Source organism: Actinoplanes sp. NPDC049265 (genome assembly GCF_043197135.1).
Classification (GTDB): Bacteria; Actinomycetota; Actinomycetes; order Mycobacteriales; family Micromonosporaceae; genus Actinoplanes.
Genome location: NZ_JBICSP010000026.1, coordinates 66,911 through 82,076 on the forward strand (window position 1 = coordinate 66,911; position 15,166 = coordinate 82,076).

General features: G+C 68.8%; 18 protein-coding genes. 9 read left to right on the plus strand and 9 right to left on the minus strand.

The window, feature by feature from the left end; translation table 11 throughout:
* The first annotated feature begins 151 nt into the window (after positions 1-151).
* Both mshA and ACGFIO_RS39280 read left to right on the plus strand, forming a co-directional pair.
* The gene (gene mshA / locus ACGFIO_RS39275; protein ID WP_392835045.1) at positions 152-1,432 is read left to right on the plus strand and encodes a D-inositol-3-phosphate glycosyltransferase; all 1,281 of its coding nucleotides are present in this window, start codon (positions 152-154) and stop codon (positions 1,430-1,432) included.
* Positions 1,426-1,908: a YbjN domain-containing protein gene (locus ACGFIO_RS39280; protein WP_392835048.1), complete on the plus strand. Its 483-nt coding sequence runs from the start codon at positions 1,426-1,428 to the stop codon at positions 1,906-1,908. Before mshA ends, ACGFIO_RS39280 begins: the two co-directional genes overlap by 7 nt.
* A 109-nt stretch (positions 1,909-2,017) precedes the next feature.
* Here the strand turns inward: ACGFIO_RS39280 and ACGFIO_RS39285 are convergent, their stop codons facing one another.
* The 4 genes from ACGFIO_RS39285 to ACGFIO_RS39300 form a co-directional block, all read right to left on the minus strand.
* The gene (locus ACGFIO_RS39285; protein ID WP_392835051.1) at positions 2,018-2,950 is read right to left on the minus strand and encodes a CDP-alcohol phosphatidyltransferase family protein; all 933 of its coding nucleotides are present in this window, start codon (positions 2,948-2,950) and stop codon (positions 2,018-2,020) included.
* 80 nt (positions 2,951-3,030) lie between these two features.
* Positions 3,031-3,888: an SRPBCC family protein gene (locus ACGFIO_RS39290; RefSeq protein WP_392835053.1), complete on the minus strand. Its 858-nt coding sequence runs from the start codon at positions 3,886-3,888 to the stop codon at positions 3,031-3,033.
* Between the two features lie 68 nt (positions 3,889-3,956).
* Entirely contained in the window at positions 3,957-4,697 is a 741-nt protein-coding gene (locus ACGFIO_RS39295; RefSeq protein ID WP_392835056.1) for a hydrolase, read from the minus strand.
* 157 nt (positions 4,698-4,854) lie between these two features.
* Positions 4,855-6,414 (minus strand): methyl-accepting chemotaxis protein, encoded by a 1,560-nt coding sequence (locus ACGFIO_RS39300; protein WP_392835057.1) that lies wholly within the window; start codon positions 6,412-6,414, stop codon positions 4,855-4,857.
* Between the two features lie 184 nt (positions 6,415-6,598).
* Between ACGFIO_RS39300 and ACGFIO_RS39305 the strand changes: the two genes are divergently transcribed.
* Entirely contained in the window at positions 6,599-7,432 is an 834-nt protein-coding gene (locus ACGFIO_RS39305; RefSeq protein ID WP_392835059.1) for a peptidoglycan DD-metalloendopeptidase family protein, read from the plus strand.
* A gap of 54 nt (positions 7,433-7,486) precedes the next feature.
* On the opposite strand, the gene csrA is transcribed toward ACGFIO_RS39305, so the two are convergent.
* Genes csrA through flgN form a run of 5 tightly spaced genes read right to left on the minus strand, consistent with a single transcriptional unit; the run spans position 7,487 to position 11,001 of the window.
* Positions 7,487-7,738 carry a carbon storage regulator CsrA gene (gene csrA / locus ACGFIO_RS39310; protein ID WP_392835062.1) on the minus strand — a complete coding sequence of 84 codons (252 nt, stop codon included), beginning with the start codon at positions 7,736-7,738 and terminating at the stop codon, positions 7,487-7,489.
* A 40-nt stretch (positions 7,739-7,778) separates the two neighbouring features.
* Positions 7,779-8,165, minus strand: a complete 387-nt coding sequence (gene fliW, locus ACGFIO_RS39315) for a flagellar assembly protein FliW (RefSeq protein WP_392835064.1) — start codon at positions 8,163-8,165, stop codon at positions 7,779-7,781.
* Between the two features lie 41 nt (positions 8,166-8,206).
* Positions 8,207-9,103: a flagellar hook-associated protein FlgL gene (gene flgL / locus ACGFIO_RS39320; protein ID WP_392835066.1), complete on the minus strand. Its 897-nt coding sequence runs from the start codon at positions 9,101-9,103 to the stop codon at positions 8,207-8,209.
* A 15-nt stretch (positions 9,104-9,118) separates the two neighbouring features.
* Positions 9,119-10,516 carry a flagellar hook-associated protein FlgK gene (flgK, locus tag ACGFIO_RS39325; RefSeq protein ID WP_392835068.1) on the minus strand — a complete coding sequence of 466 codons (1,398 nt, stop codon included), beginning with the start codon at positions 10,514-10,516 and terminating at the stop codon, positions 9,119-9,121.
* Positions 10,516-11,001, minus strand: a complete 486-nt coding sequence (gene flgN, locus ACGFIO_RS39330; protein ID WP_392835070.1) for a flagellar export chaperone FlgN — start codon at positions 10,999-11,001, stop codon at positions 10,516-10,518. The genes flgK and flgN overlap by 1 nt, the downstream gene beginning before the upstream one ends.
* Positions 11,002-11,250: 249 nt before the next feature.
* Here flgN and ACGFIO_RS39335 point away from each other — a divergent pair, with 249 nt between their 5' ends.
* The 6 genes from ACGFIO_RS39335 to ACGFIO_RS39360 all read left to right on the plus strand — a co-directional run bounded on the left by ACGFIO_RS39335 (position 11,251) and on the right by ACGFIO_RS39360 (position 15,164).
* On the plus strand, positions 11,251-12,066 hold the full coding sequence (locus ACGFIO_RS39335; RefSeq protein ID WP_392835073.1) for a flagellin: 816 nt from the start codon (positions 11,251-11,253) through the stop codon (positions 12,064-12,066).
* Positions 12,067-12,235: 169 nt separating this feature from the next.
* Positions 12,236-13,528: a flagellar filament capping protein FliD gene (gene fliD / locus ACGFIO_RS39340; protein WP_392835075.1), complete on the plus strand. Its 1,293-nt coding sequence runs from the start codon at positions 12,236-12,238 to the stop codon at positions 13,526-13,528.
* A 20-nt stretch (positions 13,529-13,548) separates the two neighbouring features.
* Positions 13,549-13,923: a flagellar export chaperone FliS gene (gene fliS, locus ACGFIO_RS39345; protein WP_392835078.1), complete on the plus strand. Its 375-nt coding sequence runs from the start codon at positions 13,549-13,551 to the stop codon at positions 13,921-13,923.
* A 19-nt stretch (positions 13,924-13,942) separates the two neighbouring features.
* The gene (locus ACGFIO_RS39350) at positions 13,943-14,263 is read left to right on the plus strand and encodes a hypothetical protein (protein WP_392835079.1); all 321 of its coding nucleotides are present in this window, start codon (positions 13,943-13,945) and stop codon (positions 14,261-14,263) included.
* Positions 14,264-14,415: 152 nt separating this feature from the next.
* The gene (locus ACGFIO_RS39355; protein ID WP_392835081.1) at positions 14,416-14,763 is read left to right on the plus strand and encodes a flagellar basal body rod protein FlgB; all 348 of its coding nucleotides are present in this window, start codon (positions 14,416-14,418) and stop codon (positions 14,761-14,763) included.
* A gap of 5 nt (positions 14,764-14,768) precedes the next feature.
* Positions 14,769-15,164: a flagellar basal body rod protein FlgC gene (locus ACGFIO_RS39360; RefSeq protein WP_392835084.1), complete on the plus strand. Its 396-nt coding sequence runs from the start codon at positions 14,769-14,771 to the stop codon at positions 15,162-15,164.
* Positions 15,165-15,166 lie beyond the last annotated feature (2 nt).

Here is a 15,166-nt window from a genome sequence, read left to right on the forward strand (position 1 = left end):
GGTCTGATCCTGCCTCATGACGTCAGTCACCCTCGACCGGCGGCGGCTTGGGTTCAGCCCTCCTCGGTGGGGAAGATAAATCCCGAAGCCGGAAGATGAACGAACCTGTATCAGTTGTCCTTAACGTTTGCCCCCCTCGGAAGGACTAGAAGTGGCTGACTGGCCGACCCCACGGCGCATAGCCACACTCTCCGTACACACCTCGCCACTCGAGCAGCCGGGCACCGGCGACGCCGGCGGCATGAACGTGTACATCGTCGAGACCGCGAAACGACTGGCGCGGCTGGGCATCGAGATCGAGGTGTTCACTCGTGCCACCTCGTCCGAGCTGCCCCCGGTGGTGGAGATGGCGCCCGGCGTCACCGTCCGCCATGTGACCGCCGGCCCGTTCGAGGGTCTGTCGAAGGAAGAGTTGCCGTCGCAGCTGTGCGCTTTCCTCAACGGCGTGCTGCGGGCCGAGGCGGCGCATCCGCCCGGTCACTACGACCTCATCCACTCCCACTACTGGCTGTCCGGCCAGGTCGGCTGGCTGGCCCGGGAACGCTGGGGTGTGCCGCACGTGCACACCGCGCACACCCTGGCCAAGGTCAAGAACCGGCTGATCGCCGCCGGTGACCGCCCGGAACCGCGGATGCGGGTGATCGGTGAGGAACAGGTGGTGGCCGAGTCCGAAGCCCTGGTCGCGAACACCCGGTTCGAGGCACAGGACCTGATCGCCTGCTACGACGCCGACCCGGCCCGGCTGAGCGTCGTGCAGCCCGGCGTCGACCTGGGCCGGTTCCGGCCCGGGCCCCGCGACCGGGCCCGTTTCGGCCTGCCCGAGAACGGCCACGTGGTCTCGTTCGTCGGCCGGATCCAGCCGCTCAAGGGCCCGGACGTGCTGATCCGGGCGCTGGCCGCGCTGCGCGCCCGCGACCCCGGTGTCCCGATCACGGCGGTGATCTGCGGCGGTCCCAGCGGCAGCGGCCTCGACCGGCCGACGTCGCTGATCGAGCTGGCCGGTTCGCTCGGCGTGGCCGACGCGGTCGTCTTCCTGCCGCCGCAGACCGGTGACGACCTGGCCGCCCTCTACCGCGCGTCCGACCTGGTCGCGGTGCCCTCCCACAACGAGTCGTTCGGGCTGGTGGCGCTGGAGGCGCAGGCCTGCGGCACGCCGGTGGTCGCGGCCGCGGTCGGCGGGCTGGTCACCGCCGTACGCGACGGCATCAGCGGTGTGCTGATCGACGGGCACGATCCGGACGACTGGGCCCGGGTCCTGGACCGTCTGCTGGCCGCGCCCGGTTTCCGGGCGGAGTTGTCGGCGGGCGCGGTCGAGCACGCCGCCGGGTTCTCCTGGGACCGTACGGCCGAGGGTCTGCTCCGGGTCTACCGTGATGCGGTGGCCGCGCACCGGGCGTTGATCGCGGCCCGCTTGGAGGCGTACGCATGGTGAAGGACCTGATCGAGAAGGTCTGCGCCGACCGCGAGCTGGAGTGCGAGGCCACCGGCGACAACGCGTGGGTCGTCACGTTGCCGGGTACGCACAAGCTCAAGACCGCCTGCAACCTGATCGTGGGCGAGCACGCCCTGCGCATCGAGGCGTTCGTCATGCGGCAGCCGGACGAGAACCGCGAGGAGCTCTGGGCCTGGCTGTTGCGGCGCAACGCCCGGATGTACGCGGTCAGCTTCTCGATCGACGCGGCCGGCGACGTCTACCTGACCGGCCGGGTGTCGCTGCGGTCGCTGGACGAGGACGAACTGGACCGGCTGTTCGGCGCGGTGCTGACCTATGCCGACGAGTCGTTCGACCCGATGCTCGAGATCGGCTTCGGCGAGTCGATCCGGCGGGAGTGGGCGTGGCGGGTCAAGCGCGGCGAGTCGCTGGCCAACCTCAAGGCGTTCGAACACTTCGCCGCCCGCACCGACTGACCGCGGACGCCGGCGACCTCGGACACCGGGTGCCGGCTCGGCGCTTCGGATTCTGAGCGCTGGGAGGTCGCCCGCCGCGACGGCGCGGCGGGCGACCCGGTTCCCGCGTTCAGACGTGACCTGGAGCCAGACCGCCGGCCTGCTCGCCACCGGCCGGGGTCAGACCTCCGGCCGTCGCCAGGCGAGCCGCCTCACCCTCGTGCTCGGCCTTGGCCAGCATTGCCGGGAAGCGCCGGGTGAGCTGGTAGAGCCGCAGCACGATGAGCGCCTCGAAGCCGAGCAGCAGCACGCCGGAGACGATCGTGGTCCAGAAGACGAAGCCGATCACCGGGCCGACGATGAACACCGTCATCTCGTACTCGATGCCGCTGAACAGGTGCACCCGGATCCGGCTGCGCAGCAACCAGTTGCGGAAACGCAGGTACGCGCCGCGGTCGTCGTCGATCGGCGCCGGCTCGGCCGAGGTGGCCGGGCTGGCGTCCTCGGGGTCGGACTCCTCCTCGTCCGGCGACGGCACCTCGGGGCGGGCACCCCGGGCGTCGGCCAGCCGGGCGGCCATGCTGCTCTTGATCTTGCCGACCTGGGAGCCGTTCAGATAGCGGAACAGGTCGAGGCAGATCACGGCGGCGGCGAGCCAGACGTACGTGACGTCGTCGGTCTTGGCGTACTGCCCGCCGAACAGCGCGACGGTGCAGATGATCACGCGGATCCGGTCGAAGATGAAGTCGAACCAGACGCCGAAGATCGTCCCGGTGCCGTTCAGCCGGGCGATCTTGCCGTCCATGCAGTCGACGACGAAGCTCAGGTGGAACAGCAGCGCCCCGCCGACCAGCCACCACCGGTCCTGCAGGGCGAAGCAGGCGGCCGCACCGAGCCCGAGGACGAAAGCGAACGCCGACAGCAGGTTCGGGGTGATCCAGCGGTACGGGTACACCAGCCGGACCAGCCGGATAGCCAGCGGGTCGACGAGCAGGACGGTCCACCACGCGTCGCGCTGCTTGGCGGTCCGATCGGTGATCTCTTGGAGGGGTATGCGTTGCACTCGGTTAACTTGCCGTTCGCCCGGCGTCTTGGCAAGTTCGGTGCGCGGCTTGTAACCGAATTATCAGGCTCATCGAAACATCACCCGCCGTAGTCGTGGGCGCTGCCCCGATCCTCCTCGTTGATCATGCCATCGCCCCAGGTGTCCTTGCTCTGCGTACGCCCGCCCATCTCCGCCGTGCCCGTCCGGGTGCCGGCCGCGCTGCCCCGGACCGTGTGCGGACCACCGATGCGCCGGCCGGGGGCGAGCACGTCGTCCAGGTCGTGCACGTTGGTGATGCCGGGGGCGCTGGTGATGTCGACGTTCGTACCCATCTTGGCCATGCCGTCCTCAGCCCCGCCCCGGTCCGGGCCAAAGGCCCTCCCCGAAGCGCTCGTTCCCCAGCCCGCACCCGGGTGCGGGTTCTCCCGCCGCTTGATCCGTGCGGCTACCGAGGCCGGGGTGGGCGGGCTACCGAAGACCGTGCTCGACCGGCCGGTGAGCTGCTTGGTGCTGGCGCCGGCGAGGCCGCCGTGCGCGCCCAGCACCCCGCTCTCGACCAGGCCCTTGAAGGTGTTCAGGTCGTTCTTGAGCTGCCGGGTCAGCGTCTCCTGACCGTGCCGGTCGCTGGGCAGCAGGAACGCGACGTCGGCGTCGAGCTGCGCGACCAGCTGGGTCCGGGTCTCGCCCATCGGCCGCAGCGTGATGGTCTCGCTCAGCCGCGGGCCGTCGGTGGTCGCCCAGGAGACCCGCTCGTCCAGGGCGAGCTCGGTGATCTGCGCGTCGAACTCCCGGCGGTGGCCGTCCACATCCATGACCCAGTGGGTACGGTCGGTGCCGATCGGCGTGACCTCTTCCACCCCGGTCATGAAGCGCGGGTAGTTCTCGAACGTGGCGATCTGCTCGTACACCGTGTGCAGGGGCGCGCCGACCTCGATGCTCTGCTGAACAAGGCTCATATGACCGAGCGTACGGTCGCCGCGACGCTCAGTGCCTGCTTTCCCTCAGACCCGGAGGGCGATTTCCCTCAGACCCGCAGCAGGTACTGCCAGTGGCCGACCTCGGCGGCGTACCGGGCGTCACTCGCGGCCACCAGCGGCACACCGGCGTCCCGCAGCCGGCCCACCATCCGGGGCGACGGGCTCCGCCACGCCTCGCTGATCTCGACCGCGGTCCCGGTGTTGCGGCAGCCGTCGGCCAGGTGGTCGAGCACCTCGTCGGAGAGCACCGAGTCGTCGATGCCGACCTGGGTCAGCAGGCTGAGCGGGCGGGCCAGCTGGGTCGGCACGTAGCGGGAGGCGCGCTCCAGGCCGCGGACCGTCGCGTCGACCACGATCTCGGCGACCCGCTCCTCGCTCAGCACGCCGGCGGCGAGCGCCTGCCGGACCTCGCGCGGACCGATCGGACCGCCCTCGGCGGGCAGGCGGGTGACCGCGACCGACAGCGCCTCCAGGTGGCCCAGATCGGCCGAGGGCCAGGCCAGCCAGCCGTCCGGGCGGACGACCTCGACCTCGGCGGCGATCCGGAGGGTCAGCTCGGTACGCCGCCGGGCCCGGCGCACGGCGTCGGCGTACGCGGGCAGCCAGGTGGTGTCCCGGGCGACCTGGTCGGCGAAGGTGACGGCGGTGAGCCCGGCCCGGTCGGCGGCCGAGACGACCACGCCGACGCTGTCCCGGCCGGCCGCGAAACCGGTGTGCACGTGGGCGTCGGCGGTCAGATCGAGGGTGCGGCCCCGGCCCACCACGATGATTTCCTGCTCTGCGCCCACGATCCGCTCCCGCGCTGGTCACCGACTCTGTTTCCTGTCTGGGCACAAGAGTCGGCCGGCGGCGTTGATCCGCGAGGTATGCGGCCGGTGCAGCTCAGTTACAAGTGGTAGGACCGGGCGGTGTCCGGGGCCCGGACACCGCCCGGTCCTACCATTGTCAGAGCTTGAAACCGGACACCAGGGAGCGCAGGTCCTCGGCCGCACGGGCCACCTCGGAGCTGGCCTGACGGGTCTGGTTGACGCCCTGCACCGCGGTGGCGCTGGCGTTGGAGACGTCCGAGATGTTGGCCGCGATCCGGCCGCTGCCCGAGGCCACCTCGCTGATGCTGCGGCTCATCTCGGCGGTGGTGGCGGTCTGCTCCTCGACCGCGCTGGCGATCGTCGTCTGATAGTCGTTGATCTTGGCGATGACCTCGCTGATCCGGGTGATCACCTCGACCGCGCCCCCGGTGTCCTGCTGGATGGCGGTGACCCGGGCGCCGATGTCCTCGGTCGCCCGCGCCGTCTCCTGAGCCAGATCCTTCACCTCGGACGCGACCACCGCGAAACCCTTACCCGCGTCGCCGGCCCGAGCCGCCTCGATCGTCGCGTTCAACGCCAGCAGGTTGGTCTGTTCGGCGATCGACGTGATCAGCTTGATCACGTTGCCGATCTCGGCCGACGACTCGCCCAGCTGCCGGATCGTCTCGGTGGCCCGGGCCGACTCGGACACCGCCACGGCCGCGATCTGCGCGGCCTCGCTGGTGTTGCTGGAGATCTCGCGGATCGACAGGCCCATCTCCTCGGAGCCGGCCGCGACCGTCTGCACGTTGCGGGAGATCTCCTCGGCCTCGGCCGACGCCGACGTGCTCTGCGCGTCGGTACTGTTGGCCGCCTCGGCGATCTGGCCGGCCACCGCGGTCAGCCGCCCGGCCGAGTTGGCCAGGGCGTCGGCGTTGCTGCCGATCGCCGACATCGACCGGTGGATCGACTCGAGCGCGCTGTCCAGGGCGCCGGCCATCCGGCCGACCTCGTCGCGGGCCTTGATCCCGCTGCGCGCGGTCAGGTCGCCCCGGGCCAGGCCGTCGATCACCTCCCCGAGCCGCCGGACCGGCCGCAGGATCGACCGGGCCACCGGGACCGCCAGACCGACGAGCACCAGCAGACTGAGCAGGGCGACGCCGTCGGTCAGCCACTCGGTACGGCCGGTGGTGTCGTCCATGTCGGCGCGCGCGGTGGTGATGTCCTTCTCCAGCTCGCCCTTGATCGCGTCGATCTTGTCGTCGGAGATGTTGTTGCGCTCCGGGATCTGATCGATGTCCCGCAGGGCGGCCTCACGGTCGGTCGCCGCGCTCTTGACGAAGTCGCTCGCGAACGTGCCGAACGAGACCACGTCCGGCTTCAGGTCGTCGAACATCGGCTGGATCCGGGCCGGCAGACCGGCGTCCTGCACCGCCTGCGCCGCCTCGGTCGCCGAGGTCACGTCGTCGGACACGTCGGAGGACATGTCCTGACCGAGCAGCTGGCGGTACATGTCCACCTTCAGCTCGGACTGCCGGGTGTCCAGGTGGTTGAGGGCGGCCAGCGCCGACTCCAGCCGGCGGACGTTCTCGGCCTCGTCCGCCAGCTGCCGCTGACTGATGGCGCTGATCAGCGCAAGCGCGCCCAGACCGACCACACCGGTGGCCACGATAAGGCCCAGACGTTTCGCGACACCGATTTCGGCCAACCGCGCCATGAAGGACTCCTCGAGAAGCAAGCATTGCCGGTGCTCTCAATCTGTCAGCGCTGCCGGGACTCCCATGGTCGTTTCGGTGGATTCGGCCGCAACTGTCCCGCACTCGCGGCGCACCCGAGGCGGCATCCCCCGCTCGGCAGCCTGACCCGGTGAGCACGCGAACGCGTGCCGGGAAGGAAAGCCCATGAAGGCTCGACATCAGCGCCGCATCGCCGCCACGCTCCTCGCCGCGGCCGGTCTGTTCACCGGCGCGCTGGCCGCGACCGCTCCGGCCGCCGCCGCCGTCAAGGTCGCGGGCGTCGGCACCGCCAGGACCGGCGGCACCGCCCTGAACATGCGTCTGACGCCCGCCGCGGCCGGCCGGCTCGCCGGTACCGTGCCGAACGGCGGCAAGCTCTCCATCGTCTGCCAGGTTCGCGCCGAGACGATCCGCGGCACCGTCCGAACCACGAACCTCTGGGACAGGCTGGCGAACAACTACTGGGTCGCCGACGCCTACGTCGCGCGCGCCGTGTTCCCCATCCCGACCTGCCCGAAGACTTCCACGACGACGCCCCCGCCGGTGGTGTCCAAGACCTGGATCCAGCCGGTGGCGGCGAGCATCGTCAGCGGCTTCCACACGCCCACCCGGCCTACCCACGACGGTGTCGACCTGGGCGCGGCCCGCAACACCCCGATCAGGGCCGCGCACGGCGGCACGGTGATCCGCGTGGTGTGCAACGCCTCCACCAACAACTGCGACGTGGACGGCAGCCGCTCCATCTCCGGCTGCGGCTGGTACGTCGAGGTGCAGCACGAGCTGAACTACGTGACCCGGTACTGCCACATGATCCGCCGGCCGTCCGTGGTGGTCGGCCAGACCGTGGCCACCGGCCAGCTTCTCGGGTACGTCGGCTCGTCCGGCTCGTCGTCCGGCCCGCACCTGCACTTCGAGGTCCACACCGGAACCCCGGCGACGCACGCCAACGCGACCGACCCGATCCGCTTCATGATCGCCCGCGGCGCCCCGCTCGGCTGACCCGGCCGACGAAAGCGCCCCGCCGTGCCGGCGGGGCGCTTTTCGTTGGCGCAGTCAATCTCCGGGTGTGTCCGGGTCGGACGGTCGCAGGTTCCGGGACAGTTCCTCGACCACCGCGTCGGTGGGTGAGGCCGCCTCGCGGTTGGCCGCCTGCAATTCGCGATAGACCTCCTCGCGATGCACCCGGACGTCCCGTGGCGCCTGGATACCGAGCCGGATCACGTCGCCCCGGGCCTCGAGAACGGTGATGACGACGTCGTCGCCGATCATCACGCTCTCGCCGGCCCTCCTGGTCAGCACGAGCACCGATGCCCCTTTCCATCCGTGGACAGGACCGGCCCGATGCCTACTTCCGGTTGAGGATCGCGCGCACCGGCATGTCCGTGCCCGCGAGTACGACCTGCAGGGCCATCCGGTTCACCGTGTTGATGACGATCGGGGCCATCAGGTTGGCGGCGGTGGCGTCCTTGCCCGCCGTGATCACCAGCATTGTGATGACGTCCTCGGCGTCCGGGTAGCCCAGCAGCGCCTGGGCCTCGTCCGGGATCTCCGGGGTGTAGTTCTCGAAGAACGGGTCCGGCGGGACGACGAGGAAGCGGAGCTCCGGGTTGTCCAGCGAGGTGAAGGCGTAGAGGAGGCCTTCGTCGTTCAGCCGCACGAGGGCGAACCGGGTGTGCGCCGGGAAACCGGGCATGGGCGCGGCCAGGTGGATCGTGGGAATTGTCGTGATCATCTGATCCCCGTGCGTTCGAGAGACTGCTTGCGTGCTCATGGTCACCTCAAGAAATCGATGAGCGAGGGCTGGATCACCTTGGCCGAGGCGGCCAAAGCTGCCTGGTACGAGGTCTGCTGAAGCTGCATTTCCATGATCGTTTTCGGCAGGTCGACATCCTCGATATCGGACAGCTGCGTGGTCACGGTCAGCAATCGGTCCTGTGCGGACTGCTTCATCTGTTCAAGCCGATTGTAACGAGCGCCAACATCCGAAAGAGTGGTTTTCAGGAGATTGTGCGCGGTGTCAAGGTTACCGAGGGCGTCACTGGTCGCAGCCGTGTCACCGGCCCGGATTGCATCCGCAGCATCCTGCAAAACCTTGAAGAGCTGGGTATCTCCCTCTCCGAAGATCTCCGGACCGGTGGTGTCGACCCGGACCTTGGTGCCCGGCCCGACGGTCCGTGACGTGCCGCCGGCATCACCGAGATAGGTGCCGGACTCGTCGTACGCGGCCGGGCCCGGTGTGGATCCGCCGAACACCGGACGGTCCATGTACTTGGTGTTCCCGAACGAGATCAGCTGCGACCGGATCTGTTCAATTTCGGTCGCGAGCGCTTCGTTGGCGGAGGGGTCGCTGGCACCCTGGTTGAGGCCGCGCACCATCAGATCGCGGGCGGCGATCGTCTGCGTCGACATGTTGGTCAACGTGTTGTCCTGCGTACCGAGCCAGCCGATGCCGTCGTCGGCGTTGCGTTGGTACTGCTGCGTGGCCCGCGCCTCGCCGCGCAGCTGCAGCGACGAGACCGTGCCGGTCGGCGAGTCCGACGGGCGGTTGATCTGTTTGCCGCTGGAGAGCTGCTCCTGGATCTTCTCGCCCTTGGCGATGTTGCGTTGCAGATTGGCCAGCACCCGGGTGTGGATGCTGCCCTCGGTGACGCGTCCGCCGCTGATGGCCATGACGTCCTACCCCCTTTAGCGGCCGACCAGGCCGGTGCGGTTGATGAGCTGGTCGAGCATCGAGTCGATGGTGGTCAGCACGCGGGACGCCGCCTCGTACCCGCGCTGGTAGGTGAGGAGGTTGGTCATCTCCTCGTCGAGGTTCACGCCGGAGTACGCCTCGCGGGCCGCGTCCGCCTGGTCGGTGACGGTCGCCTGGATCTCGCCGCGCCGGATCGTCGCCTGCGAGGCGACACCGAGCTGGCCGATCATCGCCTGGTACTCGCGGTCCGGCCCGTTCGCCGCCTCACCGAGGTCGGTCATCTGGTCGGCGATCGTGTTGTCCAGCGTGCCGGCCTGGGCCGAGACCGCGACCTGGTCCGGGTCGGTGATGCCGAGCCGGATCGTCCCGGCCGTGATGTCACCACCGGTGCTGCTGGTGAAGAAGTCCAGTCCGGTGCTGCCGTCCTTGCTGAATCCGCTGCTGTGCAACGTGTTCACCTTGTCGGCCAGGTTCTTGGCCACCGAGTCGAGGGCGTCCGAGATGGCCGGGATGATCGTGGACATCGTGTCGGCCACCGCGCCCATCGTGCCGCCGGCCTGCACCGTGCTCTTGGTGTCGCTCCAGCGCAGCGTGGTCGGATCGGAGCCCTGGTCCTCCAGCCGATCGGCGCCGGAGACCTCCATTTTGCGGGTGTTGAACTCACTGACCAGGGTGGAGTTGCCGACGAACACGTCGATCGCGCCGTTGGCCCGGGGCGAGGCGGTCGCGCCGGTCAGCTCGGACAGCCGCATCACCTGCAGGTCACGCCGGTCCTCGAGCTCGTTCACGGTCACGCCACTGGCCTTGGCCTTGACGATGCTGCCGTTCAGCTGGGCGATCGAGTCGGCCGCGGTGTTCACCTCGTTGGCGTACGCGGACAGCGTGGTGTTGTTCTGCGACCACTGTGACGCGAGCGCCGCGTGGGCGGTGTTGAGCCCGTCGGCCACCGTCGAGGCCTGCTGCAACAGCGTGGACCGGGTGGCGGCGAGCTGCGGGTTGTTGGACACGTCGTTCCAGCCGCCCCACATGTCGTGCAGCTGCGCGGCCAGCGCGGTGTCGCCCGGCTCGGCGAACGAGTCCTCGATCGCGTTGTACGCCGACGTCGCCTGCGTGAGGTAGGCGCTCTTCCCGTGCTCGACGCGGCCCTGGTTCTCCTGATACTCGTCGCGAAGCCGGTGCACATCCGAGATCGCGACCCCGGTGCCGAGTCCGTCGGTCTTCGAGTACACGGCGGCCGAGATCGAACCGACCTGGGACTGCATGTCGGCGCGCTGCCGGGTGTATCCCTCGGTGTTCGCGTTCGCGATGTTCTGACCCGTGACGTCGAGGGCGCGACGTTGCGCGTAGAGCGAGGTCAGAGCGGTGTTGATGCCCCCGAAGCTGCTAGCCATCAGATCGCCTCGTCCACCAGGCTGGGGCGGCGCACGCCGCCGGTGACGGTCTGTCCCTGCCGGCCATACGTTTCCACGGTTCCGGCGAACGCGAGCATCGTTTCGCGAGCTGCGCGCTGCCCGGCGGTGAGCAGGTCCCGGTTGGCCTCGGCCATCGAGCTGATCTCCGAGGTCAGGGTCAGGAACGCCTTGCGGTGTTGGTGCAGGAGCTCCGACCACGGGTCCGGCGCAGCGTCGGCGAGCTCACCCAGGGAAGCCTCGGCCGGCAGGTGGAGCTCGGTGGCCACGGCCTGCGCGTACGCCGCACGGGCCACCTCGGTCTGCCGGATCTGATCCAGCACCACCTCGACCTCCCGCGTCGCGTGCGACAGCCAGCGCGAGCGTCCGGCCGCCAGCAGCAGCTGCTCCTCCTCCAGCTTGAACAGCAGCAGCTCGAGCAACTCGCGAGATCGCCACAGGACGCTGGACAGGTCGGTAAGGCTCACGCCGGTCCTCCTAGCGCGGAGGCTTCTCCCCCGCTACCGGACAGGTCGGCATCCGCGTTACTTCTCTGAGGATTCGGGACCCGCCGGGTTGCGATCCGGTGCGACGTGTTTTCCCCGGTTTCGAGAACAGGTGCGAACAAGTCTCGGATACTTCTCATGACTGTCGGCAACCAACCGATCACTCAGGGCGTAAGCCAAGGGCCCACGGATGGGCCCGGACCAGACCCCTGCTCAAGGAGGAAAATCACCATGGGTCTTCGCATCAACAACAACGTCGCCGCGCAGAACTCCTACCGGAACCTGTCGATCACCGACGGGCAGATGTCGAAGTCGCTGGAGAAGCTGTCCAGTGGTTTCCGCATCAACCGGGCGGCCGACGACGCGGCCGGCCTCTCCATCTCGGAGGGCCTGCGCTCGCAGGTCGGTGGCCTGAAGGTCGCCGTCCGCAACTCCCAGGACGGCATCAGCGTCGCGCAGACCGCTGAAGGCGCCCTGAACGAGGTGCACTCCATCCTGCAGCGCATGCGTGACCTCTCGGTCCAGGCGGCCAACAACGGCGCCAACGACACCGAGGCCCGTGGCGCCACGCAGAAGGAGTTCGACGAGCTCAACAAGGAGCTCGACCGCATCGGCAACACCACGGCGTTCGGCAAGTCGAAGCTGCTCGACGGCTCCTACCAGAACAAGACGTTCCAGGTCGGCGCCAACGAGACCGAGACGCTCGAGATCAGCATCGACAAGATCAGCGCCACCGACCTGGGCACCGACGGTCTCGACCTGGACACCGGCGCCCCGGCCGCGATCACCGCCATCGACGACGCCATCCAGACGGTCTCCGACCAGCGTGCGTCGCTCGGTGCGTACCAGAACCGGTTCGAGCACACCATCAACAACCTCAACGTCGCGGTGGAGAACCTCTCCGCCTCGGAGTCGCGGATCCGCGACACCGACATGGCTCAGGAGATGGTCGGTTTCACCCGCAGCCAGATCCTGACCCAGGCCGGTACGTCGATGCTGTCGCAGGCCAACCAGGCCTCGCAGAACGTGCTCTCGCTGCTCCGCTGACGCTGCTGCACGGCGCTCAGGCAACGGAACAGCAACCGGCAACGGCTAACTGAACAAGCACCACGACCGAACAGGTTGAGGGCGGCTGGCAGACGGCGCCGGCCGCCCTCCTCCACATTCGGCACCGGCGTCATCCAGCACCACCACGACCGACAGAAAGGGGCGCACCGTGGGCAGCACCGTCGACGGCCTGGTCAGCGGCCTCAGCACCTCCACGATGATCAACCAGCTCATGCAGATCGAGTCGCAGCCCCAGACCCGGCTGCAGAGCAAGGTCTCCACCGCGCAGAGCCAGGTCACCTCGTACCAGTCGGTCAACACCAAGCTCGCCACCCTGAAGACCGCGGCCGAAGACCTCGGCAAGCTCGCCACCTGGCGCTCGATCAAACCGACGTCGTCGTCCGACGCGGTCACCGCGGCCGCCACACCCGGCACCACCGCCACCCAGACCGGCAGCCTCACCTTCGACGTGGTGCAACTGGCCAAGGCGCAGATCTCCACCGCGCGCGTCGACTCCGAGGCCGACCTCGCGAGCGGCGGCAGCTTCACGATCAACTTCGACGACGGCAGCGACCCGGTCACCATCGACCTCACCGACAAGCCGCACAACGCCCAAGGCATCTCGGACGCCCTCAACAGCGCCGGCATCGGCGTGAAAGCCTCGGTGGTCAAGACCAGCACCGGTGACAGCGTGTTGCAGCTGACCTCGGCCAAGACCGGCGTGGCGAACGGCTTCAGCGTCAGCGGACTGGACGCCGACCTCAAGCCGGCGGTCGCCGCCCAGGACGCGATGCTCCAGGTCGGCGGGGCCGACGAGGACGGCGGCTACTCGGTCACCAGCAGCACCAACACGTTCACCGATCTGATGGCCGGCGTGACGCTCACCGCCACCAAGGAGCAGAAGAACGTCTCGATCGGCGTCACCTCGGACACCGGGGGCATGGCCGACAAGATCAAGGCGATGGTGGACGCCGCCAACGCGGTGATCAGCGAGGTCACCAAGCAGACCAAGTACGACGCGGCGACCAAGACCGGCGCCGCCTTGTCCGGCGAGTTCATGGTCCGGCAGATCAGCCAGTCGGTGATGAGCGCGGTCAGCCAGGGCCAGGCCGACATCGGCAGCCTCAGCAAGATCGGGGTGCACCTGGAGAAGGACGGCACGCTGACGTTCGACAAGTCCGCGTTCGAGACGTCCTACGCCGCCGACCCGGACAAGATCAAGACTGCCGGCATGGCCATGGCCGACACCTTCAAGGCCGTCGCCCAGAAGCAGACCGACAACGTCACCAACGCGGTCACCGGCCGCAAGTCGCTCATCGATTCGATGAGCGCGCAGATCGACAACTGGGACGTCCGGCTCGAACAGCGCCGCGAAGCCCTGACCAAGCAGTACGCGTCCCTGGAGACCGCGCTGAGCAACCTCAAGTCGAAGTCCTCCTACCTGTCCAGCCAGCTCGGCTGACCCGAGACACGAGGGAATTGATGTCTTCTCCCGCACTGCGCGACCGTTACCTGGCGGACTCGATCAACACTGCCTCGCCCGGCAAGTTGCTGGTCATGCTCTACGACCGTCTGGTGATGGACCTGATGCAGGGTGAGGAGTCGTTGCGCGCGAGTGACCGCGACACCGCCTCCGAGAAACTCACCCACGCCCAGGAGATCATTCTGGAGCTGCGTACGACGCTCGACCTGGACGCCTGGTCCGGCGCGCCCGGCCTGGCCAACCTGTACGGCTTCCTGCTCACCGAGCTGATCGGCGCCAACATCAGGCGGGAGCCCGACCGGGTGGCCGCCTGCCGGGCCCTGGTCGAGCCGCTGCGGGACGCGTGGCGGGAAGCCGCGGCACAGGCCAGCTGAGACGTAAGGGGTCACATCGGTGACTGGGGACTGGCGGGACGCGTGGGTCGCCGCGCTCGACGAGATGGAACTCGACGTCGCGGCGACCGAGGCGATGCTGGCCGACGAGCACCGGTTCGCCGAGCACCCGCCGGCCGAGCTGTGGAAACCGCCCACCGAACTCGGCGCCCTCCCGCTGGAACTGCGGCCCCGGGCCGACGAGATCCTCACCCGCCAGCTGCGCGCGGCCGAGGAGATCGCCCGCCGGATGGTCGCCACCCGGCAACAACTGGCCATGAACGCCCGAATCGAGACGGGTGAAGCGGTCAAACGCCCGGTCTATCTCGACTGCGCGATGTGATTCCCGCGATCGCCGCCGGTCGACGCTGCAACTTCGCGGCAACCGTTTGACACTAAGCGGATCCCCCAGGAAGCCGAATCGGATGGTACGAGCGACGGATCGCTCAATCACCGCCACGGACCGGCGACCTGTACGACTGAGGGGAACCAGCCGTGTTCAACGACGTGTCCACCGCATCTCTGAAGGTTTCGGTCGCCGGCCTCAGCGCACGGCAGACCGCCATCGCGGACAACATCGCGAACATCGAGACGCCGGGATATCAGGCCCGTAAGGTCAAGTTCGAAGAGGCGCTGAGCAGCGCCGTCGACCACGGCCGTGCGCCGGGTTCGGTCACACCGACCGTGGCGCACTCGCTCGAGCCGACGCGGCTGAACGGCAGCAACGTCAACCTCGACGAGGAGACGCTCTCGCACATCGACACCACGATGCGGTACCAGCTGACTCTCCGCGCGCTGGACAGCAAGTACGGCCTGATCCGCGACGCGATCAAGGGGGCCTGATCTAGATGAGCACCTTCAACGCGATCGGCGTGGCCGGCTCCGGCGTCACCGTCTACCGCAAGTGGCTGGACGCGGTCTCCGACAACATCGCCAACATCGACAACGTCAGCCGTACGTCGGACAACGCCTTCCAAGCCCGCTACGTGGTCGCTCAGGAGGCCCAGGACGGCAACGGCGCCCAGGTCGGCGGCATCGCCTACGGCAGCGCCGAGGGCAAGCTGACCTACGAGCCGGACAATCCGCTGGCCGACACCGAGGGGTACGTCCGCCGCCCGGACATCGACCTCGGCAGCCAGATGGCTCAGATGATCATGGCGCAGCGCGCGTACCAGGCGAACCTGTCCGTCGTCGACCGCGCCCGGGACTCGTACACCGCCGCCATCAACCTCGGGAAGAGCTGACC

Bases quoted from the DNA above. Each gene is read 5' to 3' on its own strand.
- ACGFIO_RS39280 (WP_392835048.1), top strand. From the start codon at position 1,426: ATGGTGAAGGACCTGATCGAGAAGGTCTGCGCCGACCGCGAGCTGGAG.
- ACGFIO_RS39290 (WP_392835053.1), bottom strand. From the start codon at position 3,888: ATGAGCCTTGTTCAGCAGAGCATCGAGGTCGGCGCGCCCCTGCACACG.
- ACGFIO_RS39300 (WP_392835057.1), bottom strand. From the start codon at position 6,414: ATGGCGCGGTTGGCCGAAATCGGTGTCGCGAAACGTCTGGGCCTTATC.
- ACGFIO_RS39305 (WP_392835059.1), top strand. From the start codon at position 6,599: ATGAAGGCTCGACATCAGCGCCGCATCGCCGCCACGCTCCTCGCCGCG.
- fliW (WP_392835064.1), bottom strand. From the start codon at position 8,165: ATGATCACGACAATTCCCACGATCCACCTGGCCGCGCCCATGCCCGGT.
- flgL (WP_392835066.1), bottom strand. From the start codon at position 9,103: ATGGCCATCAGCGGCGGACGCGTCACCGAGGGCAGCATCCACACCCGG.
- flgK (WP_392835068.1), bottom strand. From the start codon at position 10,516: ATGGCTAGCAGCTTCGGGGGCATCAACACCGCTCTGACCTCGCTCTAC.
- ACGFIO_RS39335 (WP_392835073.1), top strand. From the start codon at position 11,251: ATGGGTCTTCGCATCAACAACAACGTCGCCGCGCAGAACTCCTACCGG.
- fliS (WP_392835078.1), top strand. From the start codon at position 13,549: ATGTCTTCTCCCGCACTGCGCGACCGTTACCTGGCGGACTCGATCAAC.
- ACGFIO_RS39360 (WP_392835084.1), top strand. From the start codon at position 14,769: ATGAGCACCTTCAACGCGATCGGCGTGGCCGGCTCCGGCGTCACCGTC.